Source organism: Rhodococcus sp. 06-221-2 (assembly GCF_002258365.1).
Taxonomy (GTDB): Bacteria; Actinomycetota; Actinomycetes; order Mycobacteriales; family Mycobacteriaceae; genus Rhodococcoides; species Rhodococcoides fascians.
The window spans coordinates 46,773-70,340 of the sequence record NZ_NOYJ01000038.1 but is presented as its reverse complement, the minus strand read 5'-3'; the positions used below and the strand labels follow the sequence as shown (position 1 = coordinate 70,340).

Here is a 23,568-nt window from a genome sequence, read left to right as displayed (position 1 = left end):
CTACGCCCTGACGCCGACGGTCAATGCTCGGACGGTTGTCCAGGTCAGAGACATCAAGCCCCGTACAGCCGCGAACGAGAACGCCGTCGACCACACCGTTCTGGTCGCCGGTTCGGCAACAGGAAGGCCGGCGAATCGATCGGCCAGCCAATCGAGGGTCAGGGGCGCACTGAGCGGATGCAGCGACAGGTGCTCGCTCAGCCGATCTCGCAGGTAGGTCACGTGTGCGCCGGCTTCGAGATACCGATCGACCTGGCCGTCGACGTCGTCGACGGCAATGATCTGGTCGTGCACGGCCTGCACGACCAGCAACGGCACCGACGGAGCGGTGCGACCGGGCTGGATGTCCTGGAACACCTGCACGATCTCGGGTAGGGCGAGCAGGTCGGCGAGCGGAATGTCGATGTAGTTGTCGAGATCGTGCCGAGCCAGCCGTCTGACGGCGCGAACGGTCGTCATCGATTCGACGGAATCGAGAATGCGCATTCCGTCCTCGCTGACGTACTGACGCACCACGCGATCGAGATCGGGGTAGGTGCGTCGCAGTCCCGCGACAACAAGCGTCGGCAGAGCCGCGTGCAGCGTCGCGTTGAGCCTGGTAAACGCAGAACCCGGATCGCCGACGGGGGAGCCGAGGGCGGCACCGACGAGTTCGAGCTCCGGCGCGTACTCGGGGGCCATTTCTGCGGCCCACGACGTCGCGAGCCCGCCGCCCGAATATCCCCACAATGCGACGGGTGTGCTCTCGTGCAGTTCCAACGACTCGAACGACAGCGCCGCGCGGATCGCGTCGAGTGTGCAGAATCCTGGTTCCTGCGGCGACCCCCAATGTCCGTCCGGTCCCTCGTGGTCGGGGATCGAGATGGCCCATCCGCGGCGCAGGGCATGCAGAACCAGCAGAAACTCGAACTGAGGAACTGCGCCGAGGGCCTTCGAGCCGCGTCGAAGCGCGTAGGACGGAAAACACGAGGACGCGACGCCGTCGATGGCGCACTGGTACGAGAGCAACACCGGTTCGCCATTCTGCGGTCGCAGCACCGTCGTCACACTGGCCTGCGGTATACCGCCCAGATCGGCGGTTCGGTAGAGCAGCTGCCATGCGTCGACTCGCTGTCGCACGTGGCCGAACATCGCGACCTCGACCGGCCTCACCTTGAGAATCGTCCCCGGTAGAGCCGTTTCGTAGCCCTCGGGCGCGGCGTAGAACGGGTCGTTCTCAGGCCTGGTTGCATCCTCGCAGCTCGGCCATTGTTCCACCGGCCAGGACTGTTCGTCCGCCATCGATCTGTCGACGCTCATATCCCACCGCTTCTTGTCCGAGTCTCTTCGTCACACTAACTTGCCCTGAACGGCCCCTTTTCATGCAGCCTGCTGCCAGTTGGTGATCAGAACGTCGGTCGCGTAGCTGAGGTCGAGGCCTTCCCCGCCCCAGTTCGGGACAATGGCGTCGGGTTCGATGTGCTGATATTGCCGCCGGAGGACCTCCGCGTCTCCGGACAGCGCCGGCGCATGAACCATCTCTGCTCCCGATGGGTGCCGGAACGTGAATCGTTGGTTGCCGAGGGATTCGATGAGGAAGTAGCCGTCGTGCAGTGCTCGATGGTGTTCGCCGCACAGCAGGACCAAGTTGTCGAGCGAGGTCGCACCTCCCCGCGAGCGGTAGGTGACGTGGTGAGCATGCAGAAACCGGGTGCGCCTGCACCCGGGCACCGAGCAGCATCGATCGCGAATGATCAACTGACGCAACTGGGTTCGACTCGGAGCTTTGGCCGTGGTACTCCACCGCACAGTTTTTCCCAGCCGACCGTGACCGACGACTCGCATCACCGACGAACACAACACCTGGGCGAGAGTTTCGTCGTCCAGACCAGGTCCGTCGTCGAAATGAGCATGATCGCACCCTGCTTCGGTGCTGTCGCCGAGGTGGACCAACACCTCCGCGGCAGGTGAGACGACCGGAGAATCGATGGCGTCACACACCATCTCCGCCATTGCGACGAGCGCAGGAACGGGGTTCGGCGGTGCCGGGGCCGACCGGTCACCCTCGGATTCCACCTCCGTGCGAGTGCGCTCGTACTCGGCCCTGGTCACGGCGGCCAGAAATCGCTTGCCGTCCTCGGGCCGAAAGCGCGCCGTCACCACGAGCGAGCCGTCCTCGTCGTCCCAGCGCCACCGTCCCACACACGGATCGAGGTCGACGCCGTTGGCCCTGGTCGGCCTCATCGCCTTCTTCAGACCACGGCAGAGACGTTCGATGTGCGCGGCGGGTGCATCGAGCGCCTTCTGTAACAGAGACGCTTCGTTGTCGGCAGTAGCGACACGGGTCATCGCGCGCACCTTCGAGTACGACACCGTGCCGCTCAGGTACGCAGAGGTGATCAGGGGCAGCTCGCGCATCGCCTTGGCCACCCGCACCTGCTCACGGGCAGTATGCAGATCGACTCCGGCGCGCCAGGACAACCAGTGCGCGCAGGACCTCGTCTCCCACGCGGCCCACCCACGTCGAGCATCGAACTCACCGACCAGGATCAGATACTGCGCAGATGCAGCCGCGATCTGGCCCGCCAGCGCGCATATCTCCGTCTCGATGTCTGCAGTCTCGACCATGAATGCCCCCACTCGTCGAATGTATGTTCGACGACAGTACGACGAGGCGCCGACAAGAACGGCGGGAAACCGGTGCACCCGTCCCCGCGGGGACGTCGTCGGGGTTGCTTTCTCGCCCACGGGCCCGATACTGAGCAGCAGATGCTGGATCCGACGGAAAGTGGGTGTGGCCATGAGCGGTTCGGACACCTGGGGCATCCCCAGCACAGATTTTCTCCGCTGGTACCTGCTCGCGGCCGTTCTCGCGATACTCCTGACGATGGCGGGGAACTGGATAGCCGCTCACCGATCGACCCCGGTGACGTCGGCAGGCCGCGTGCTCACACCCCCCGAAGTAGGTGTGCTCACCAGCGACTCCCAGGCGGTGATGGCGTCGTTGGCGATACTTCGCGGTGCCGAGATCATCGACTCGCAGGGGCGGAAACGCCGCGATCTGAGCGGCACCGAGCGCTCCCAACTGGATTGGTTCACCCGCACCGTCCTCGAACGCCTCGGTAGCGGTAAAGCACCCCTGGTTCGCTCCAGGCTGGTGGCGAACATGTCCGGCACCTGCGCGCAACTGCGGAGCACTCTCGTCGACGAGGGTTTGCTGCACGGCGCACGCGGCTCCGCTGTCACACGGGTATTCCCGGTGCTCTTCGTCATCGCAGTCGGAATTGCCCGCATCGTCGCCGGCACCGCGAACGGCAAGCCCGTCTGGTTTCTCGTCGCGATCGTGCTCGTCCTGTTCGCGGCGGTGCCGGTTCTGCTTCGTCGACGCCGTCGGACAGCTGCGGGCGATACCGAACTACGCCGGCTCCGCGCCGAGAACGACTACCTTTCACCCCGCGCGCGACCGTCCTTCACCGCCTACGGGCCGACTCGTGCCGGAATGTCTGCAGCCATTTTCGGAGCAGGGGCCCTGCTGATGCTCGATCCGGCGATGGCCGGTGCACTCAGCTACGGCACCGCCCAGGCCGGTGGGGCCGCGTCGTTCGGCTTCGGCGGCGACAGCGGAGGCAGCGGAGGCGACGGCGGCAGTAGCAGTTGCGGCGGTGGCGGTGGGGGATGCGGCGGCGGAGGGTGTGGAGGTTGAACAGCGACACAGTGCCCGTCGGGCTCGGAATCGGTTGGCGCTCGGAGATATCCGGCATCGTCTCGGAACTCCCGGGGCTGGCGTTCTGCGAGGTCATCGCCGAATCGATCGGTGAGCAGGCACCCGATCGCCTCGTCGCATTGGGAGTTCCCGTCGTCACGCACGGAATCTCGTTGTCCTTGGGCGGTGCCGAGCCGGTGGAACAGCACCGTATCGACCGACTGGCACGAGTGTCATCCATGCTCGGATCCCCGCTGGTGAGCGAGCACATCGCCTTCGTCCGCGCCGACGGCATCGAGGCCGGTCATCTGCTTCCGGTACCACGCACCCACGAAGCCCTGACGGCGCTCGCGCGAAACATCGCACGAACGCAGGATGGTGTGCCGGTTCCGCTGGCGGTGGAAAACATTGCAGCCCTCTTCGATTGGCCGGAAGACCAATTGACCGAGAGTGAGTTCCTGGCAGAACTCGTCGAGCGGACCGGCGTGAGCCTGGTGCTCGACATCGCCAACGTGTACGCGAACGCACTCAATCGAGGCCGCGACCCGTGGACCGAACTCGAACGCCTGCCGCTGGATCGAATTGCCTACTGCCACATCGCCGGTGGCACGGTCCGTGGCGGCATCTACCACGACACCCACACTGCGCCGGTGCCCGACGAAGTCCTCGAACTACTACGAACCTTTGCGACGGCTGGGCATCGCACGCCCCTGATGCTCGAACGCGACGGTCACTATCCACCCGAGGCCGAGCTACTCGCAGAACTGGATGCGATCGCGGATGCCGCGGGACTCGATCGCATCACCGGGGTACGGACGTCCGGGTACGCGAGGTGAACGACGACCTGGCGCGCCGTCAAGAAGAGTTGGTGCGCGCTCTCGTGGCAGGTGGGCCACTGCCCGCCGAATTCGATTCTGCGACAGTGGACACCGTCCGAGCGGCGTTGCTGAACAAACGAGCGGCCGAGATCGCGGCACACTATCCGGCACTGCCCTCGGCGTTGGGCGACCGATACGAAATGCTGTTCCGCCGATGGGCGTCGAGCCGCCCCAAGGTGTCGACGGCCGAGGATGCCGAGGCCTTCTACCGAGCCATGGAACAGGAAGGGGAACTCGCCGCGACACATCCGGGACGGGTCGGGCAGCGAATGCCATACATGGCCGACGCACCCAACCCGCTCGCGCGCTTTCGCAGTCCGCTGCGCAGCACGTGGTTGACGTCGGTGTTCGGCGCGGTGCTGCTCATTGCGCTGCCGATCGTGATTCTGACGGGCTTACTGTCCTACAGTGCGTACGGGCCGCAGTTCGGCCAGGCCAAACCAGGTGCCGTCGGGTGGTTGCGCTTACCGTTCTTCGACTGGCCGACGAACCCGGCCTGGCTGTACCAGCTGACGCAGGGCCTGCACGTCGGGCTGGGCCTGATCATCGTCCCGCTCGTCATCGCCAAGCTCTGGTCGGTGATGCCCAAGCTCGTCGAACTGCCGCCGGTGCGGTCGCCGGCACATGCACTCGAACGACTGTCGCTGCTGGCACTCGTCGGAGGCCTGCTGTTCGAGATCGTGACCGGCGTGCTGAACATCCAATACGACTACGTGTTCGGCTTCGACTTCTACGCCGCTCACTACTTCGGTGCCTGGGTGTTCATCGCCGGATTCCTGGTGCACCTCGGCCTCAAGGTGCCGCTGATGTGGCGGACCCTTCGATCGGAATCGTTGATGGACGTCTTGCGCGCCCGCAACGAAGCGCCGAGCCGGCCACACCAGACCATGAGCCGACGCGGTGCGATCGGATTGGTCGCCGCCGGAATGGGTTTCGTGGCCGTGTTGACGGTGGGGCAGACCGTCGGCGGCGTCCTACGCAAGGCAGCAATTCTCCTTCCGCGGGGACGGTCGTACGGCGACGGGCCCAACGACTTTCAGATCAATCGCACTGCCGAGGCGGCCGGGGTCACCGAAGAACAGACGGGCGCAGACTGGACACTGTCCGTCGAAAGTACTTCGGAGAACATGGAACCGGTGGTTCTCTCCCGCGGCAGGCTGCTGTCGATGACTCAGCACACCGCCGAACTTCCCATCGCCTGTGTCGAAGGATGGTCGACCACGCAGAGTTGGACGGGCGTTCCGTTGGCCGAACTCGCAGCATTGGCAGGTGTACCCGCACCCAGGTCCGCGGAAGTCATCTCGATAGAACAGGGTGGCCCATTCGGTCGTGCTGTGCTGCAGGGTAATCAAGCGCTCCATCCCGATTCACTGTTGGCATTGAAAGTCAACGGCGTCGATCTCTCGCTCGATCACGGCTACCCGGCACGCGTCATCGTTCCCGCACTTCCCGGTGTGCACAACACCAAGTGGGTGGCGCGCATCGTGTTCCGTTCGTGACTTTGCAAAACCGCCCGGATGGTCGAGAATCTTTCATCGGTGGCCCGCGGGGCTGCCGACGAAGGAATGCTCCTTCGCCTGGACGAGTCCAAAAGGTCATGCCACGATGCACGCACTATCTCGAGGCCTTCTCGCCGCGGGTGCAGCCCTCACGCTGATGCTCGCCGCGGGCTGTTCGTCGTCTGACGCCGGCACTGCCGTTGCCGCAGACACCACCGCCTCCAGCAGCTCCGCAGCCCCCACCACCACCACCGACAACGTGTCCGGCCAGGAAGGCATCGACGCCGGTGGCTCCACCGACATCGACGTCGAGATCGGCCAGTGCGTCAAGCTCGGTGGCACGATGACGGCCGCCGAAATCGACAACGCCGAATGCGGCAGCATGGAGTCCAACTACAAGGTCATCGCCAAAGCCGCAGAGAACGAGCAGTGCCCCACCGACGTCAATCAGACGTACTACGAGACTCTGAACGGTGTCGAGCAGGGCGCACTGTGCCTCGACGTCGACTGGGTGATCGACGGCTGCATGAGCGTGCCGAGTACCGGAATGGACGAGCCCGCCCGCGTCGATTGCGCAGACCCCAGCGCGACGAGCGTCGAGAAGGTCACCGAGATCAAGACCGGTACCGCGGACCCCAACGACTGCCCCGAAGGCGGATTCGCCTACGAAGCACGGCAATTCGTCGTCTGCACCACGACGGTGGCCTAGCCTCGAGTCGCCGTCATCATCTGTGTGACGTACTGATAATCGAGGTGGCCGTGGCTGTCGATAGCCGCATGAACCGCTCGGAGCACTTCCTGCCGACGTGTGTCGGTGAGAATCAGGTGACTCGAGTACGTCGCGGCCATGGCGCAGAATTCGTCCGCGGAGTAACGCTGAACCCACTCGTACGTCGACGTGGACCAGGGGCCGAAGCCGGCCGCGCGGGGTACCGCGGTCTCGGATTGCACGCCGAGGGAGTGCGCCAACAGCGGTGCGGCGTCCGGCTCGGTGGCGATGTACGCAGCCCGTACCGACTCCCACACCGGTCCGTCGAGCTGACCGGGCATGTTCCACCACAACCGAAGTGATCCCCCGGGGACCAACGCACGAGCCGCCACCGCGGCTCCTCGATCGGGGTCCACCCAGTGCCACGCCTGAGCGGCCACAACGACGTCGAACAATGACGGCGCACCGACGAAGTCCTCGAACCGGGAGACCTGAACATCGACGTCCATGTTCTCGGTGCGGCGTCGGATCACCTCGGCCATACCCGAATCCGGCTCGACCGCAACCACCGAAGCGCCGCGTTCGGCCAACGCGACGGTGGCTTTTCCGGTGCCGGCTCCCGCTTCCAACACGCGGGTCGCACCGCCGGCAAGAACATCCGTGTACAGCGCCGCCGGGTATCCAGGGCGAGCCCGGTCGTACTCCTCGGCGACTCTGCCGAAGGTCAATCCGCGGGGTCGCTTCGGCTCGTCCGTCACGTTAGCCAGAGTACCGATTATCCGGGACTACCGATGTTCGGCCGCTTCCAGCTGCGATCGGAGAGTGGACTCGGTGTGCCGAATCGCCTGCCCGACGACGGGCTCCACGACGGCCCCGAGAACTTTACCGGCGATGCCCCCGGGCAGGCTGTAACGGAAGATGACATCGAGGCGGGTCCGGCCCTCATCCAGGTCCGTGAAAGACCAGGTCGAGGAGTTGGACAGGCCTTCGACCGATTCGAGCGTGAGTCGCTCGTTCTCGACCCATTCGGTGACGCGGACGATCGAATTCAACGATTTGGGGCCGATCTGCATGGTTGCGTCGTATGTCGCCCCGAGACCGGAGGTGGTCTCACTCCTCGGCTCGAACCGCGTGATCCCGAACATCCACCGCGGGACGTTTCGATAGTCGTCGAGGTAGGCGAAAGCCGCATCGCGGGGTGTCGACGCGACCGCCGAGTGGTTTATCTCACGCATTCCACCGACACTAATACACGCGACGGCGTGTTACACATAGATTGACGTCGGCTTCTACCGGCGGACGTAGCCCGCCTGCTTGTCCACCACATTGACCAGGGACTCGTTCCGCCGGTACCTATCGAGATTGTCCTCGAACAGCGTCCACAGCCGATCGGCGAAGTCGTCGGCGTCACCGGCCAGATGCGCCGTCAGAATCACGTTGTCGAGCTCCCACAGCGGACTCGACGCCGGGAGTGGCTCGACCTCGAAGACATCCAACACAGCCCATCCGATCGCCCCGGAATTCAACGCCTCGCACAAGGCCTGTTCGTCGACAACGGGCCCACGGGCGATGTTGACCAGCCCCGCGTCGTGACGCATCGCCCCGAGGACCTCTGCATTCACGAGCCCGCGAGTCTTCTCGGTCAGCGGCGCGGACAGCACCACCACGTCGTATTCACCTGCGTAGGACGGTAACTCGTACACCGAACGAATTCTCTCGAACTCCGCATCTCCCGGCCGCTCGGATGTGCCGGCCGCGTCGACACGCATGCCGAGTGCCCCGAGAACGCGACCGATGGCGCGGCCGATCGAACCCGGACCGACGACCAGCACCCTCCGATTGTGGATTCCACTGGTGAGGCGATGTTCCCAGACCCGTTCACGTTGTCGCCGAAGCGCTTCGGGCAGCTTCTTCATCGACGCCAGAACGCCTGCAGCGACGTATTCGGCGATCGCACGGTCGAGAATGCCGCCGGAGTTGGTCAGCACCCACGGACTGTCCCGCAGCACCGGATCCAGCACCCGATCGACCCCGGCGCTCGACACATGAATCCAGCGAAGCTTGTCGGCGTGCGGCCACACATCCTGCAGGTCGACTGCCTCGAACGTGCGAAACAGTAGAACCTCCGCCCACGACACCGCATCGACGAGTTCGGGGATCGTGCAGCTCCGGAAGTGGACTCCGCCGATCGACGGGAAGGCCTTACGGTCCGAATCACTTTCGACCACAAGCACGTTCACCATAGGACTCGTCACCTCCGTACGATGGCAGGGTGCTCACCGTAGAACTCGCGTCTGCCGCCGACGCAGCAACGATACTCGACCTCCGGCACGCCGCCGAGGACTGGTTGGCCGCCCGGCGAATCGCTCAGTGGGCACCGCGCGAGGTACCGCTGTCGACTGTTGCGGCCCAGATCGAGGCAGGGCAGTTCCACATCGCCCGACGCCACCCCGGTGGCCCGATTGTCGGAGCCCTACGACTGATCTGGGCCGATCCTGCCATCTGGCCGGAGCCGGACGACGACGCAGGCTATGTGCACGGATTGGTGATCGACAGAAGCGAAGCCGGTACGGGACTGGGGACGTCGTTGCTCGAGTGGGCGTCGCAGCGGACCCGACAGGAAGGGCGAGGGCTGCTACGGCTGGACTGCGCCGAGACCAACACCGATCTACGCAACTACTACGTTCGGCAGGGTTTCCAGCACGTCGGCCGTCGCGACTTCGACGGTGGCAGTTCGTGGTTCAGCGTGGCGCTGTTCGAGAAGCCGACCGCTCGATAGTGTCGGGTCCATGAGCGAGAATCGGGACCGGATGTTGCGCGGCGAACTCTATCGAGACAGTGATCCCGACCTGGTGGCGTCTCGGGTGTCGTGTGGAAAGCTGCTCGACAGATTCAACGCAACCGAGGCAGACCAGGACGCAGAAAGACGTGAACTGCTCGGCGAGCTACTCGGTTCCATCGGATCAGACTCGTGGATCATGCCGCGCTTCCAATGCGACTACGGCACATACATTTCCATCGGGTCCAACAGCTTTCTGAACTACGACGCCATTCTTTTGGACTGCGCGCCCATCACCATCGGGAACGACGTCTCGATCGGTCCACGTGCGCAACTACTGACTGCGCTGCATCCCATGGAAGACCATGACGCTCGTCGATCTCGTTGGGAGAGCGCCCTTCCCATCACCATCGGAGACAATGTCTGGCTGGGCGGAGGCGTCATCGTCTGTCCCGGAGTCACGATCGGAGAGAACTCGGTGATCGGAGCCGGAAGTGTCGTCACCCGCGACGTACCGCCGCATACGTTCGCTGCAGGCAACCCGTGTCGGGCGATCCGCGCACTACCGTGAGATCACCGAGTTCAGGATTCTGTCGGAGTCACGAACCAGCGTGCCGACTGCCATTCGCGCGCCCCACCACATCCCCAGCCAGCCGATCGCTACGGCCACCGGGATCGACAGATACGTCCACGCTCCCGGAAGGAGCAGTGCGAGAACCAGTGCGGGTACGACCGACACGGCCAGGACCACTATCCCGAGGATGAGGAATACGAATGCATTTCCGGTGAACGACCCTCGGGTGTTCATCGAGAACGACTTCGTAGCTTCGGGCACCGGGTAGGCACCGCGTACGGAGTTCACGGCGGTCAGACCGGCGCTGACTCCGAGCATCGAGATCGTCACGGCAACAGGGATCTCCCATCGGTCGAGCCCGAGATCACCGAACACTCGAACCACCACGACCGGCACGATCGCGAAGGGGGTCGCGACCAGCAACCAGGCGATCTGCCGACCACGGATGTCGTCGGGGAGAGCCTGCGGAATCATCACCAGGTGCCACATCGAACCACCGTCGAGACCGTACGAATTCGATCCCGCACCCATCGCCATGAAGATCGCGATCCACGCACCCCAGGCTGCGCTGAACGGAATCGAGTCGGTCACCAGCGGGCCGATGCCGGCCAGCACCGCGAAAATCAGCACCGACAGCAGCTGACTCCGACGACGCATGTCACCGCGCCACAGAGACAGCTCTCGCGTCACTACCGCGCCGACGCGCGTTGCCCGCCACCCTGTTGCACCGTCGCGGCCCTTCTCTGCGGTCTGCTTACGGGTCGATCCCGACGACGTCGAGACTCGCCCCTCGAAGTGGCGTAGAACCAGTCGCTGCCAGGCCCACACCAGTGTGACGTCCAGCAGCAGCAATCCCACCACCGCGCCGATCGCCAACAGCCAATTGCCCTCCAGCACAGCATCGACGCCGGTGATACCCCAGCCGAAGGGAATCGAATGGGCCAGTGTGAGCGGCCACGTCACCTCACCCGACAGCACACGATCGAGATTCTGCGTGATGGGGAACTGCAGGAAGTACAGGCCTCCGAAGACAGCGCCGAACGCCAGCAACGCGAACTCGCGGCTGCGGCGACTCTTGAGTAGTTGCGACATGGCCAGTGTCACCACCCGTGACAGCGTCACGAAGAACACCACCGTCGCGGGCCAGGCCACCAGCGCCAGAGGCACTGCGGCAACCGACCGCGACAGAGCGTAGATCGGAATGGATGCCGTCGCGACGATTGTCAGCGGAACCACCATGCCGATCACCGACGTGGTCAGCAGCGCACGGGCCAGTCGCGCAGGATCGACGGACAGCAATTGGAAGTGGCGGGGCTGGATGTTGTCGTCGGAGATACCCGACAGCACCGGGAAGAGCACCCAACTCAGGCCCGTCAGGGTCAGTCCGAGGCTTGCGGTGCCGCCCACCAATACCTGCGACGCGTCGGTTCGGGCCGCCATCACGCATGCGAGAACCGCGAGGGCCAGCCCCAGCAACCCGAACACGGTCTTGACCACTGCTTGTCCGCCCTTGAACTGCCTGCGGTAGAGCGTGATTCGCATCTGCAGGACGGTGCGACCGACCGACTTCACGAGCGCATCCAGGACAAGCCGTCCGGGTTCTGGTCTCGGGAGCCGACGAGGCGCACGAAGGCGTCGTCGAGGGTGCCACCGGCGCGGACGTCGTCGACCGTTCCCGCCGCCACGACTCGACCACCGGTGATGACACCGACGTGGGAGCACAGCCGTTCGACGAGGGCCATGACGTGACTGGACAGGATCACCGAGCCACCGGAGCGAACGAACTGAATCAGGATGTTGCGGATCGTCGTCGACGAGATGGGATCGACGGCTTCGAAGGGCTCGTCCAACACCAAGAGGCGAGGCCCGTGCAACAGCGCCGACGCCAGTCCGATCTTCTTGGTCATTCCGGCGGAATAGTCGGCGATGACGGTTCCGCCGGCATCGGCGAGACCCAACGCGTTCAGCAGCTCGTCGCGACGCTGCGCGATGACGTCCTCCGGCATCGCGCGCAGTCGACCGATATAGGTCAGTAGCTCGTGGCCGGTGAACTGGGAAGGCAATGTCAGTCCGTCGGGCAGCACGCCGAGCAGCTCCTTCGCCGCGATCGGATCGGCCCAGACGTCACGCCCGAAAACGAGGCTTCGGCCGTACTGCGGTCTGAGCAGCCCGACCGCCATGGACAGACATGTCGTCTTACCAGCACCGTTGGGGCCGACCAACCCGAACATCGACCCGGGCGGAACCATCAACGAGAGGTCGTCGACCGCAATCTTGGGGCCGAAGGCCATGCACATGTGCTCGAGTAGCAAAGCGGGAGGATTCGTTTGCATGGGTAACAGACTAGCCGGTATGGGCGGTTTCGTCATGCGCTACGAACCGACTGCATCGGTACCATCTGGGCATGAATCGCACCGCAGTGGTCACCGGAGCTTCGTCGGGCATCGGAAGGGCCGTCGCGTCGGCGCTGGTTGCCCGCGGCTACCGAGTTATCGGCACTTCTCGGAATCCGGATTCGATAACCTCCGATCAACGGGCAGCAGGCGTCGAGTATCGAGCTCTGGACCTGACCGACACCACGTCGATCGGCGCATTCGTTGCCGAGCTGGGCGCCGTCGACGTTCTGGTCAACAACGCGGGCGAGAGCCAGTCCGGGCCCTTCGAGGAACTGCCGACCGACGCCATCGAGCGATTGTTCCAATTGAACGTGTTCGGCGCAGTGACGCTGTCGCAGAACGTGATTCCCGGCATGCGTGAGCGCGGGTACGGCCGCATCGTCATGGTCGGGTCGATGCTTGCGAGCTTTCCGCTCGCCTACCGCTCCTCGTACGCGTCGACGAAAGCAGCCATCAAGGGATTCTCCGACGCCGCGCGGCTGGAACTCTCTCCGTTCGGCGTGTGGATGACCACCGTGGAGCCGGGATCGATCAACACCGGAATCAGCGAACGCCGCACCAAGTACATCGCAGCGGATTCGGTCCACCGAGATGACTTCCACACAGCGATCTCGTCATTGGATCGTAAGGAGGGAACCGGAATCTCCGCCGAGGACGTCGCCGAAGTGGTGCTGAAGGCCATCGAGGCCGACAAGCCGAAACCCTTGTACGCCAGGGGAAGCAACGCACCGGTCGTGTTTCTGGCGCGACGGTTGCTGCCGGCGACATTCATGGAGAAGACGATTGCGAAGATGTTCGGGCTGAAGAGATAGTTTGAACCCCTGACCTGGTGGAATACAGCCGGGTGATAGAAACTCTGGGCCTGGTCCTGGCGGCGACGGGTCTGATCGTCGCCGCGCAGGTGATCTCGAAGAAGACGGCGCTGCCCGCGGCCGCGTTGTTGACCTTGGCCGGCCTGGCCGTCTCGGCGTCGGCGTTGCCCGACATCGTTCTCGACCCCGAAGTCGTGCTGACTCTGGTGATTCCGCCGCTGCTCTACAGCGCCGCGCTGAACTCCTCGTTGATCGCGATCCGCCGCAACGTCTGGACGATCCTGAGTCTGTCGGTCGCCCTCGTGGTGGCGACCGCTGCCCTCGTGGGCGTCGGGATGTGGTTGCTCGTTCCGGGCATCACCCTGGCCGCCGGTATGGCGCTCGGTGCCGCGGTTGCGCCGCCGGACCCGGTCGCCGCCCTTGCGGTTGGCCGTCGCGCCGGTATCCCACCGAAACTCGTCACCCTCATCGAAGGTGAGGGACTGCTGAACGACGCGACGGCGCTGACGATGCTGACCGTCGCGATCGCCGCAATATCCAGTCAGGACATGACCTTCGTCCACGCGGGTGGGTTGTTCGTGTTGGCGGCGGCCGGCGGCATCGTCGTCGGATTGGTCGTCGCCCTGCTGATTCGCCTCGTACAGCGCTACGTTCACGATTCGCTGCTGCTCAACATCGTGTCGCTGGCGACGCCGTTCGTGGCGTACCTGGCGGCAGAGGAAGTTCACGCCTCGGGTGTTCTCGCCGTGGTCGTCGCGGCTCTTGTGATCGGGCACCACACCCGCCACGCCATCTCCGGGGCCAGCCGACTGCAGACCAGCGCCGTGTGGCGACTGATAGATCTGCTGCTCGAGGGCTTCGTATTTCTGCTCATCGGTGAGCAGTTGCCCACCGTGGTCGGCGGCCTCTCGGCCTACTCGGGAACGACCATCGCCCTCGCGGTCACGGTCACTCTGGCCGGCGTGCTCCTACTGCGTCCGCTGTGGTTGCTCACGACCGGGCTGTCCCCACGCGAGGCGGTGGTGATGAGCTGGGCCGGCACCCGCGGCGTCATCACCGTCGCCGCGGTGTTCACGCTCCCTCTGACGATCGACTCGGGCGAGCCGTTCGAGAGCCGAGACCTGTTGCTGTTCTGCGCATTTCTCGTCGTGCTGGTGACGGTCCTTGGACAGGGCCTCACGTTCGCTCCACTGGTGCGCAAGCTGAACGTCGTCGCGGACCCCGCCGCTGAGGCGCGTCTGCGAAACGAAGCACGTGAGGGATCGGCCAAAGCTGCACTGTCACAGCTCGATCGCATCGCCGACGAAGAGAACCTCGACGACGAGGGCCGGGAGATCCTGCGGAGCGAGCTCGAGCATCGCATCGACCGGTACCACCGTCGACTCGATCATCTCGACGAGACGGACGTCGGCGACGCGGTCATCTCACCGGAACAGATTGCTGCGATGAGTACGCGCCGCCGAATCCTCGATGTGGAGCGAGAAGAGTTGCTCTGCTGGCGCGATGCCGGCCGGCTACCGGACAACAGCATGCGCAGCCTCGAACACGAACTCGACCACGAGGAGCATTCGTTCCGCCCACACCGAGAGACCGATTAACCGGCGATCGCGGCGTGCATCTCCCAGACGATCACTTCGGCACCGCTGGCAGTGCTCAGTTTCTGACCGCCGCCTCCGCTGACGCGCACGGCGTCGCCCTGCGCGAGGGGTCCGACTCCCTCGAGCATCGCCTCACCCTCGGCCACGAAGATGTGTACGAACGGTGCATCGGGAATCTCCACCGGAGCCTGCCCGGGCTGTAGGCGCGCCACGTGCATGGCGGCGTACTTGTTCTGGATGCGAATGGCGGCGTGATCGGCATGGTCGGGCATGCCGGATGCGACGGGAACCAGACCGCCGCTGAGCAATTCGTTGTCGATCTCGAGCTGTTCGTAGCCCGGGGTGATGCCCTGCTCGTCGGGCACGACCCACATCTGGACGAAGCGAACAGGATCGCCGTGCTTGCCCGAGTACGAGCCGGCAGTATCGCCGAGTCGCCACGAATCGTTCTTCTCCGAGTGCAGAATTCCGGTGCCCGCACTCATGCGTTGCGCGAGGCCGGGGTAGATGACTCCGGAGTGGCCCATCGAATCCTGGTGCACCAGCGATCCCTGCAGAACCCAGGTGATGATCTCCATGTCGCGGTGCGGGTGGGTATCGAATCCCATTCCCGGGGTGACGATGTCGTCGTTGTTGACCATGAGGACGCCGTGGTGGGTGTTACCGCGATCGAAGTGGTTGCCGAACGAGAAGGAGTGCTTGGAGTCCAGCCAGCCGATCTTGGTCTTGAATCGGTCGTCGGCGCGGCGGAGGTCGAGTGTGGTTGCTGCAGAGGTCATGTCATTGCCTCGAATCTCGAAAGTAGGTGGGTTCTCAGAGAACGTGCGAGCCGTACATCTCACCGAGCGGATCGGCGATCAGTTCGAGCCGCGCACCGTCGGGGTCGCGGAAGTAGAGCGAGACCTCGCTGTGCTCGATCAATTCGATTCCCGCGTCGATCAGCTTGGTGCGCAGGTGCTCCCAGCGGGTGGGCTCGACACTGATGGCCACGTGGTGCAGGCCGCCCAGCACCTCCGCGTACGGGCCGACGTCGAGTCCGGGGAAGTCGAAGAAGGCCAGCAGGTTGCTGTTGCCGATGTCGAAGAAGAAGTGCGACGAACCCGGGTAGTCACGGTTCTCGATGAGCTCGGTCAGAGGGAACTCGAGCAGGTCTTGATAGAACCGCACGGTCGCCTCGACATCGCTGCTGACCAGTGCCGTGTGATGGAGTCCGCGGGCAGACGACGCCGGACGCTCGCCTGCAGGCTTCATGTACTGCTGACGGATGCGGTCCCGCTGCTCGGCGTGCTCCTGCGCGCGGCGCGTCTCGTCTGCAGTCAGTTCGTTGGTTTCGGTCATCGCTTCGGCCTCCGGTCAGGTAGTTGCTTCGTCAACTACCGAGAACAGTACACCGGTTAGTTGCGTTGTCAACTAGCATGGGGGCATGGACTCACCACGGTGGCTCGGTGCCGACGAACAGCAGGCCTGGCGCGCATACCTCGATGCGACGCGGCTGCTGCTTCGCGACCTCGACAATCAACTCACACGCGACTCCGGGATCTCCTTCACCGACTTCGAGCTGTTGGTCGTGCTGTCCGAAGCGCCCGACCGTCGCCGACGAATGAGCGAACTGGCCGACGCCGTCACCACGACTCGTAGCGGCGTGACCAGAGCCATCAGCCGACTCGTCGACAACGGCTGGGTCACACGCGTCAAATGCGACGACGACAAGCGCGGAATGTCCGCCGAACTCACCGAAGCGGGCATGAACACGCTCGCCGCCGCCAGCCCGGGACACGTCGAAGCAGTACGAGAGAAAATGTTCGACCTGGTGGACCCGACCGATCTCGCGGCTTTGACGCGAACTTTCACGGCAATGCGGAATCACGCGTCGTGATCAGTATCCGGCGGTAGCTTCGGTGTTCGACGCACCGGAGAGCACCGCTTCCGACCCCGACACGCCCAGCCGGGTCGCACCGGCCGCAATCATCGCCACTGCGTCGTCGTAGCTACGGATTCCTCCCGACGCCTTGACCCCCAACTTGCCCTGCACGGTGTCGGACATCAGGGCTACCGCATGCGCCGATGCTCCACCGGTGGGATGAAAGCCCGTCGACGTTTTGACGAAATCTGCGTCGGCGGCGACAGCGGCTCGGCACGCCCTGACGATCTGGTCATCTGTAAGCGCGGCCGACTCGATGATCACCTTGAGAACTGCAGGCCGCTCGACCGCAGCGCGCACGGCGGCGATATCGGCTTCGATCGCATCGAAGCGGCCCTCCTTGGCTGCGCCGATGTCGATGACCATGTCGATCTCGTCGGCCCCTTGGCTCACTGCGAGCCGGGCCTCCGCGGCCTTCACCACCGTTGCATGTTTTCCGCTCGGAAAGCCGCACACCACGGCTACTTTCACATTGGAGCCCGCAGGCAACTCGATCGGAAGCATCGACGGGGATACGCACACTGAATACGTTCCCAATCTCGCAGCGTCGGCGACGGTGGCCGCAACGTCTGCAGCGGTCGCTTCCGGCTTGAGCAGAGTGTGGTCGATGTAGCGGGCAAGTTGTGCGGGTGAAATCGGAGACGGCATAGGAACTTCCTTGTCGAGTAACGAGAATGGTGTGGACGGAACTAGCGACTGCCGCGCCTGTCCAGGACGTGGTTGAGGATGAGGGCGGCCACAAGGATGAGGCCCGTGACGAGCATCTGAAAGAACGAGCTCAATCCCATGAGGTTGAACAGGTTTCGCAACACCGAGAGCAGCAGTACGGCTACGAAGGTTCCGAAGATGCTGCCCTTGCCGCCGAACAGACTGGTCCCGCCCAACACCACCGCTGCGATGGCGTCCAATTCGAGTCCCTGGTTGGCGGTCGGTTGCCCGATGGTCAGTCGGGCGGTCAGCAGAATGCCGGCGAAGGCGGCGAGCGAACCCGAGATCACGTACACGCTGACCAAGATCTTCTTGACCGGAAGTCCGGACAACCGCGCCGCGTCCTTGTTGCTTCCGACGGCGTAGATGTACTCGCCGTATGTTGTCTTGTTCAATACGATGCCGGCGACAATGGCCACCACGATGAAGATGATTCCGACCGTGGGGATGGGCCCGACCGAGCCGGCCCCCAGAAAGCGAAGTCCCATAGGGATTTCCGATGTTGTCGGAGTTCCGTTGGTGGTCAGGTACGTCAGTCCACGCACCGATTGGAGGGCAGCGAGAGTCACCATGAACGCCGGCAGCATCAGATAGGCGCTCAAACTTCCCACGATACCGCCGGAGACCGCTCCCGCCAGCACAGCGAGCAGCAACGCGACGGGCCAGGCGATTCCCATCCCGATGAAGATGGCCACCAGCATTCCTGCCAGTGCCGCAACACTTCCCACCGACAGATCGATGCCTGCCGTCAGAATCACCAAGGTCATTCCGATGGCCACGATTCCGGTCAACGACGACTGCTGCAGCAGATTGGCCAGATTCTGCGACGTCAAGAACTGTGGTGCCACGAGTGAGGCAACGACGAACAGCGCCGCGAAGATGAACAGAAGATTGAACTTGACGATGATGTTCTGCCGGTGCTGCTTCTGCGTCGACAGTGTTTCGGCGACGGCGACAGATGTATCAGACATTGCTTTCGATGCTTCCTGTGACGACCATTCGTGCGATATCGGCCGATGGGGTTGTGTGGGGGTCGTACTGGGCTACGTTTTTGCCTTCGTGCAGAACCCAGACTGTGTTGCAGTTTTCGGTCAGCTCCGACAGTTCACTGCTCGCCATCAGTACTCCGACTCCGGAATCGGCAAGTGCTCGAACCTGCTCGAACAGATCCGCTTTCGCACCGATGTCGAGACCCCGAGTCGGCTCGTCGAGCAGCAGTAGCGAGATACCCCGAGCCATCCATTTGGCCAGTACCACCTTCTGTTGGTTTCCGCCCGAAAGCTGCCCCACTGCTTGAGTTTCGGACGCGAACTTCACGCCCAATTTCTGCAGGGGTTCGCGGGCCACTGAAGCGGCGCGTCCGGAAGGATTGATGCCGAACAGTTTCAAGGCTGCCAATCCGGCATTGCGAACCACCGACATTTCAAGCAACAGACCCTGCTTCTTACGGTCCTCGGGAACGAGTCCGATGCCCAACCGAACTGCTCGCTGCGGATTCATCGACGTGAACTGCGTCCCGTGCAACGTCATGTCCAGTTCTGCTGAATTGTCGCCGAACACGGCGGACAGCAGCGTGGAGCGGCCCGCGCCGCCCAATCCTGCGAGACCCACGATTTCCCCTGGGCGAACAGAGATTCCTCGAATGTCGAGAACGCCGGGGATGGTGGCCTGGTCGATGCTCAAAAGCTGCCCGGAACCGGTGAACGGACCGCGAGTGGTGCCTGCAGAATCCACTGCCCGTCCGATCATCGCGTCGACCATCCGGGCCTTGGATGTACTGGCGACATCGAACACTTCTACCGTCGAACCGTCGCGCATGACCGTCGCCCGGTGTCCGATCTCCTTGATCTCGTCCAGTCGGTGCGAGATGTAGACGACCGATTTCCCTTCTGCCACCAGTTCGCGAATCACGTCGAACACCGCAGACAGATCATGATCCGTCAGTGTCGCCGACGGCTCGTCCATCACGATGATCCGCGCGGAGGTGGTCAGCGCGCGCGCAATGGCGGTGAGTTGCTGGTCCGACACCGACAGCGCACCCACGGTCGCGGTGGGCGCGAACTTTCCTCCGACCCGCGCAATGGCGTCGGCGGCGGCAGCATTGCGGGCCTTGTTGTCGACGAAAATTCCCCGTGTCGGGGCATGTCCGAGGAACAGATTCTGCGCCACCGTCAGGTCGGGAACCAGATCGAGTTCCTGGTAGATCGTGCTGATTCCGGCCTTGACCCCGTCCAGGGGGCTGGAGAAGTTCATCGGCTCACCGTCGACGGTGATGGTGCCGCCGTCGGGACGGTAGGAGCCGGACAAGATCTTCATCATCGTGCTCTTGCCTGCACCGTTCTCCCCGAGCAGGCAGTGAACCTCGCCCTTGGCCACCTCGAGCGTGGCCTTGTTGCAGGCCAACGTTCCCGGGAACTCTTTGACGATGTTCTCCATACGCAGTGCTGCGTTCATAGCTTTCTCTCCAGAACTGTGCGTGCGGTCTCTTCGTCCGTGATCAGGACCGAACACAGACCGTTTCTCAATGCGCCCGCAACGACATCGACCTTGCGCAGCCCGGCTGCGACGGCCACCGAGCAACGGGCAGCTCGCAGGTCGTCGAGTGAGAGGCCCATCGTGCGAGATTCCAGGTCGGTATCGGCGAGTGTGCCGTCGGGAGTGATGTAGTGCGCCAGAACGTCACCGCAGGCACCTGCCGATTGCAGACGTTGCAGCTCGTCCGAGCTGATCGCTCCGCTCTGCACCAGAACAGAATTGGCATCGAGCGCACCCAGCGAGAACAGCAGGACATCAGCTGCACGCCCTTTGTCGAGTACCTCACGCATGAACGGCTCACTGTCCAGTGCACGCTTGGTGGACACCTGCTCCACGATCGCCGGTACCGGCAACAGGACCGCATGCCCGTGGGCACTGTGCGCGATGCTCGTCGCCACGTTGGCAGCGGTCGTCGGCTTGATCGAGCGACTGATGCTGCCGTTGATCTGAATGACTTCCACGCCGTCACTCCAGCCCGAGGGAAGCGCAGCGGCAATGTCCTGCATCGTGTTTCCCCACGACACACCGAGAGTACGAACCTGAGGTCCCCTGCCCTGCAGGTAATCGGCAGCAGCCTTCGCCACCTGTGCTCGCTGATCCGAGAGATCTGCGTGAGTCCGCACCACGATGCACTCGGTCAGGTCGAACCGCCTTGACAATTCCAACTCGAGGGTCGACTGCCGCGCCTGGGGATGAACGATCTGAATGCGGACGATTCCACACCTGCGAGCCTCGTCGAGCAATCGACCGATCTTCCATCGGGTCAGATGCAGCTGTCGACCGATGTCGTCCTGAGTTCGGTTCTGTTCGTAGTAGAGCTGTGCCACTTCGAGCAACAGCGCGTCATGTTCCTTGTCCGGTGTCGTCATCGCTTCTCCAATGCGATCACCGATCGATGCATGACGGGCTTGAGAACCGAGGTCAGCTCGACATAGCTCGCGTACGTCTGTTCGTAATGCTCGTGTAAAGCAGCGTCGGGCACCAACGTCGTTGTGCGAGGGCTGAACAGAGCCGCGCCCTCGTCCAGAGATCCGACGAGGCCGGCGGCTCGGGCGGCGATGACCGCACAGGCACGCAGCGTCAGATTGTCGCTCAGAACCATCTCGGTCTCGATTCCCAGTACGTCCGTCGTGATCTGCTGCCACAACCGATTCCTGTGCATTCCACCCGAGAACACCAGCCGATCGCACGAAATGCTCCCGCGTGCAAACGAATCGAGTACCGACTTGGTTCCACATGCAACCGCCTCAACGGCCGCTCGGTACAACTCTTCCCGGGTGGTCCCGAGCGTCAGACCGACGACTGCCCCGCGCAGCCGGGCGTCCCGATGCGGTGTTCGGTTACCCATGAAGAAGTCGAGCGCCAGCAACCCGTGGCTTCTCGGATCTACGGCAGCAGCGCCATCGATGAGAGAACCGATCTGCTCCCTCGGCACACCCATGATTCCCTCACCGACCCACTTGAGAATGGATCCACTCGTGATCTGGCCACCTTCCACCAGCCACTTGTCCTGACGGAGGGCGTGGGGGTACGGGCCCCACACTTCACCGGTGTCACACGGATCGTCGATCTCGGTGATGATCGCCGTGGAGGTACCCGAGACCAACGACACCAGGCCCTCGGGCTTGCCGCCACATGCCAGCAGCGAGACGTGTGCGTCGATGCCACCCACCCCGACGACGGCGTCAGGTGAGATTCCCAATTCTTCTGCAGCACAGGCACGAACCACTCCGGCACTCGATCCGACCGGAAGGATCGTATCGGGCAGCTTTCCAGTCAGCTCCCCGACTCCGAGTGCGTCGTACAGCTCCTGCGGGAGCCTGCCGGCGACCGAGTCGTAGTTGTACTTGCAGACGGCGTTCATCTGCGACCCGACCCACCGGCCGGTCAACTTGAAGGTGATGAAGTCGATGGCCTCGACGATCCGAGCTGCTCGGTGAAAAGTATCCGGTTCGCACTGCTGCAGCCACATGGCCTTGGGAAGCAACCACTCGGTCGCATCGGACCCACCCGACCACTTCAGAATGGGATGGTCAGCTACGAACGTGGCAGTCAGATCCGATTGTGCAGAGGCTCTGGAGTCCATCCACAGGATCGCCGGGCGCAGTGCATTCCCGGCCTCGTCGACAACGGCGACAGTCGACGCTGTCGTCGACGATGCCACCGCCAGCACAGGGCCTGCAGCAACGCATTCGGGCTGCGCCAGCAACTCACGCGTAGCGCCGACACAGGCACCCCACCAGTCCGAGGGATTCTGCTCGGCCCAACCGGGCCGAGGAAAGACCGTCGGGTAGGGCCGATGAACGGAGCCGAGAGCGACTCCATCATCGGTGAATGCTCCTACCCGAGCGCCCTCGGTGCCGAGATCGAGGCTCAGCAATATTCCCATGATATGTATCAGCTTTCGTTGGGCATGAAGATGACCTTGGAGCTGAAGACAGACCGGTCACCGAGCGCTTTCATCATGTCGGGCAGCTCCGAAAGCGGCAGTTGATGGGTGATCATGAACTCCCACTTCAGCGAACCGTCGGCCAATTTCTGTGCAGCGGTGTGCCATTCGGATCCGGGGAACGGAGCGGAGAACGAGTTCCACGAACCGTGCAAGCTGGTTTCCTGCCGAAGGAAGTTGTTGAACGTCTCCTTCTCCAGCGTCACCGGTGCATGCGGGATGCCGATGAACGTTGCATGCCCTTGCGGTCCGGTGAGTGCGGCTGCCAGGTCGACTGTCGAAGCGACACCGGCGGATTCGAGAACGATGTCGAATCCACGACCACCGAGTGCGCGAGCCTCGTCGGCGGACTGCACTGCATGGGTAGCACCGGCTTCGAGTGCCATCGCCGCCTTCTCGGGACTCAGATCCAGTGCCACAACCTGGCTGGCACCAGCCATTCTCGCCCACTGAATACCGAAGAGGCCGATTGGGCCGGCACCGATGACCAGGACGCGATGTCCGGTCCGCAGGTTGGTCTTCCACAGTGCGTGCAGTGCGATGGCGGCGGGATCGAGCATCGCTGCCGCCCGCGGATCGATCCCGTCGGGCATCTTCATCAGATTGCCGACAGGAGATGTCACATACTGCGCATACGCTCCGTCGCAACGACTCCCGAAGTAGTCGTAGTCCTCGCACAAGCCGAACTCACCTTTGAGGCAGTACTCGCATTTGTAGCACGGGATGAGAGGCGGGACAGAGACGAGGTCGCCCACCTCGAAGCCGGTCACCCCATCACCGAGAACTGCGATGTGAGCGGAGAACTCGTGCCCACAGATGATCGGCATCTTGTAGCCACCGTTGCGCAACATTCGGGGAATGTCGGACCCGCACACTCCGCACGCCGCGACCTCGAGCAAGACCTCTCCGCCCTTGGGCTCGGGTACAGCGACCTGCTCGACTCGAATATCACCTGGCGCATACATCACGGCAGCAGTCATCTGCTGGGGAACCATTATCGAACTCGACTTTCTCGAAATTTGTTGAAC

General features: G+C 63.5%; 24 protein-coding genes. 9 read left to right on the top strand and 15 right to left on the bottom strand.

The features are described from left to right. On the bottom strand, positions 1 to 1,299 hold the full coding sequence (locus tag CH281_RS25875) for a lipase family protein (protein ID WP_094695873.1): 1,299 nt from the start codon (positions 1,297 to 1,299) through the stop codon (positions 1 to 3). A gap of 60 nt (positions 1,300 to 1,359) precedes the next feature. Continuing rightward, the gene (locus tag CH281_RS25870) at positions 1,360 to 2,619 is read right to left on the bottom strand and encodes an HNH endonuclease signature motif containing protein (protein ID WP_179274295.1); all 1,260 of its coding nucleotides are present in this window, start codon (positions 2,617 to 2,619) and stop codon (positions 1,360 to 1,362) included. Positions 2,620 to 2,779: 160 nt separating this feature from the next. On the opposite strand from CH281_RS25870, the gene CH281_RS25865 reads away from it, so the two are divergent. From CH281_RS25865 to lppU, 4 genes are all read left to right on the top strand, one after another. Next, positions 2,780 to 3,682, top strand: coding sequence for a TIGR04222 domain-containing membrane protein (locus CH281_RS25865; protein ID WP_032370000.1), 903 nt, complete (start codon positions 2,780 to 2,782; stop codon positions 3,680 to 3,682). Then, complete coding sequence (locus CH281_RS25860) at positions 3,655 to 4,518, top strand: DUF692 domain-containing protein (protein ID WP_052068789.1); 864 nt, start codon at positions 3,655 to 3,657, stop codon at positions 4,516 to 4,518. The genes CH281_RS25865 and CH281_RS25860 overlap by 28 nt, the downstream gene beginning before the upstream one ends. Before the next feature lie 311 nt (positions 4,519 to 4,829). Next, entirely contained in the window at positions 4,830 to 6,059 is a 1,230-nt protein-coding gene (locus CH281_RS25855; protein WP_052068803.1) for a molybdopterin-dependent oxidoreductase, read from the top strand. Positions 6,060 to 6,165: 106 nt separating this feature from the next. Further along, positions 6,166 to 6,768, top strand: a complete 603-nt coding sequence (gene lppU / locus CH281_RS25850) for an LppU family putative lipoprotein (protein ID WP_032370001.1) — start codon at positions 6,166 to 6,168, stop codon at positions 6,766 to 6,768. Here lppU and CH281_RS25845 read toward each other — a convergent pair. Genes CH281_RS25845 through CH281_RS25835 form a run of 3 tightly spaced genes read right to left on the bottom strand, consistent with a single transcriptional unit; the run spans position 6,765 to position 9,011 of the window. Further along, a complete protein-coding gene (locus tag CH281_RS25845; RefSeq protein WP_052068790.1) occupies positions 6,765 to 7,526 on the bottom strand; it encodes a class I SAM-dependent methyltransferase in 762 nt (253 codons plus the stop codon). The two genes, lppU and CH281_RS25845, sit on opposite strands and share 4 nt — an antisense overlap. Positions 7,527 to 7,553: 27 nt before the next feature. Further along, a complete protein-coding gene (locus tag CH281_RS25840; protein WP_032370002.1) occupies positions 7,554 to 8,003 on the bottom strand; it encodes an SRPBCC family protein in 450 nt (149 codons plus the stop codon). A 54-nt stretch (positions 8,004 to 8,057) separates the two neighbouring features. Continuing rightward, positions 8,058 to 9,011 (bottom strand): D-2-hydroxyacid dehydrogenase, encoded by a 954-nt coding sequence (locus CH281_RS25835; protein WP_032370003.1) that lies wholly within the window; start codon positions 9,009 to 9,011, stop codon positions 8,058 to 8,060. Positions 9,012 to 9,040: 29 nt separating this feature from the next. On the opposite strand from CH281_RS25835, the gene CH281_RS25830 reads away from it, so the two are divergent. Both CH281_RS25830 and CH281_RS25825 read left to right on the top strand, forming a co-directional pair. Continuing rightward, positions 9,041 to 9,547 carry a GNAT family N-acetyltransferase gene (locus CH281_RS25830; RefSeq protein WP_094695870.1) on the top strand — a complete coding sequence of 169 codons (507 nt, stop codon included), beginning with the start codon at positions 9,041 to 9,043 and terminating at the stop codon, positions 9,545 to 9,547. Positions 9,548 to 9,557: 10 nt separating this feature from the next. After that, positions 9,558 to 10,118 (top strand): sugar O-acetyltransferase, encoded by a 561-nt coding sequence (locus CH281_RS25825; RefSeq protein ID WP_094621848.1) that lies wholly within the window; start codon positions 9,558 to 9,560, stop codon positions 10,116 to 10,118. Here the strand turns inward: CH281_RS25825 and CH281_RS25820 are convergent. Then, positions 10,110 to 11,693, bottom strand: a complete 1,584-nt coding sequence (locus CH281_RS25820; protein ID WP_094695869.1) for an ABC transporter permease — start codon at positions 11,691 to 11,693, stop codon at positions 10,110 to 10,112. The two genes, CH281_RS25825 and CH281_RS25820, sit on opposite strands and share 9 nt — an antisense overlap. Then, the gene (locus CH281_RS25815; protein WP_032373463.1) at positions 11,690 to 12,454 is read right to left on the bottom strand and encodes an ABC transporter ATP-binding protein; all 765 of its coding nucleotides are present in this window, start codon (positions 12,452 to 12,454) and stop codon (positions 11,690 to 11,692) included. Before CH281_RS25815 ends, CH281_RS25820 begins: the two co-directional genes overlap by 4 nt. A gap of 71 nt (positions 12,455 to 12,525) precedes the next feature. Here CH281_RS25815 and CH281_RS25810 point away from each other — a divergent pair, with 71 nt between their 5' ends. Further along, entirely contained in the window at positions 12,526 to 13,329 is an 804-nt protein-coding gene (locus CH281_RS25810; protein WP_094621846.1) for an SDR family oxidoreductase, read from the top strand. Between the two features lie 32 nt (positions 13,330 to 13,361). Beyond that, positions 13,362 to 14,927, top strand: a complete 1,566-nt coding sequence (locus tag CH281_RS25805) for a Na+/H+ antiporter (RefSeq protein WP_045841719.1) — start codon at positions 13,362 to 13,364, stop codon at positions 14,925 to 14,927. On the opposite strand, the gene CH281_RS25800 is transcribed toward CH281_RS25805, so the two are convergent. Together CH281_RS25800 and CH281_RS25795 are read right to left on the bottom strand one after the other, a co-directional pair. Then, positions 14,924 to 15,706, bottom strand: coding sequence for a pirin family protein (locus tag CH281_RS25800; RefSeq protein ID WP_094695868.1), 783 nt, complete (start codon positions 15,704 to 15,706; stop codon positions 14,924 to 14,926). The two genes, CH281_RS25805 and CH281_RS25800, sit on opposite strands and share 4 nt — an antisense overlap. A 34-nt stretch (positions 15,707 to 15,740) precedes the next feature. After that, positions 15,741 to 16,265 carry a VOC family protein gene (locus CH281_RS25795; protein WP_027495111.1) on the bottom strand — a complete coding sequence of 175 codons (525 nt, stop codon included), beginning with the start codon at positions 16,263 to 16,265 and terminating at the stop codon, positions 15,741 to 15,743. Between the two features lie 85 nt (positions 16,266 to 16,350). Here CH281_RS25795 and CH281_RS25790 point away from each other — a divergent pair, with 85 nt between their 5' ends. Continuing rightward, a complete protein-coding gene (locus CH281_RS25790; protein WP_094695867.1) occupies positions 16,351 to 16,803 on the top strand; it encodes a MarR family winged helix-turn-helix transcriptional regulator in 453 nt (150 codons plus the stop codon). On the opposite strand, the gene deoC is transcribed toward CH281_RS25790, so the two are convergent. The 6 genes from deoC to CH281_RS25760 are packed head-to-tail and all read right to left on the bottom strand — an operon-like array spanning position 16,804 to position 23,520. Beyond that, positions 16,804 to 17,496, bottom strand: a complete 693-nt coding sequence (gene deoC / locus CH281_RS25785; RefSeq protein ID WP_094695866.1) for a deoxyribose-phosphate aldolase — start codon at positions 17,494 to 17,496, stop codon at positions 16,804 to 16,806. It lies immediately after the preceding gene. 41 nt (positions 17,497 to 17,537) lie between these two features. Next, positions 17,538 to 18,527 (bottom strand): ABC transporter permease, encoded by a 990-nt coding sequence (locus CH281_RS25780; RefSeq protein ID WP_032385190.1) that lies wholly within the window; start codon positions 18,525 to 18,527, stop codon positions 17,538 to 17,540. After that, entirely contained in the window at positions 18,520 to 20,010 is a 1,491-nt protein-coding gene (locus CH281_RS25775; RefSeq protein ID WP_094695865.1) for a sugar ABC transporter ATP-binding protein, read from the bottom strand. The genes CH281_RS25780 and CH281_RS25775 overlap by 8 nt, the downstream gene beginning before the upstream one ends. Beyond that, positions 20,007 to 20,960 (bottom strand): sugar-binding transcriptional regulator, encoded by a 954-nt coding sequence (locus tag CH281_RS25770; RefSeq protein WP_032385192.1) that lies wholly within the window; start codon positions 20,958 to 20,960, stop codon positions 20,007 to 20,009. Before CH281_RS25770 ends, CH281_RS25775 begins: the two co-directional genes overlap by 4 nt. Beyond that, positions 20,957 to 22,480, bottom strand: coding sequence for an FGGY-family carbohydrate kinase (locus CH281_RS25765; protein WP_094695864.1), 1,524 nt, complete (start codon positions 22,478 to 22,480; stop codon positions 20,957 to 20,959). Before CH281_RS25765 ends, CH281_RS25770 begins: the two co-directional genes overlap by 4 nt. Before the next feature lie 8 nt (positions 22,481 to 22,488). Then, on the bottom strand, positions 22,489 to 23,520 hold the full coding sequence (locus CH281_RS25760) for a galactitol-1-phosphate 5-dehydrogenase (RefSeq protein ID WP_094695926.1): 1,032 nt from the start codon (positions 23,518 to 23,520) through the stop codon (positions 22,489 to 22,491). Between the last annotated feature and the right edge of the window lie 48 nt (positions 23,521 to 23,568).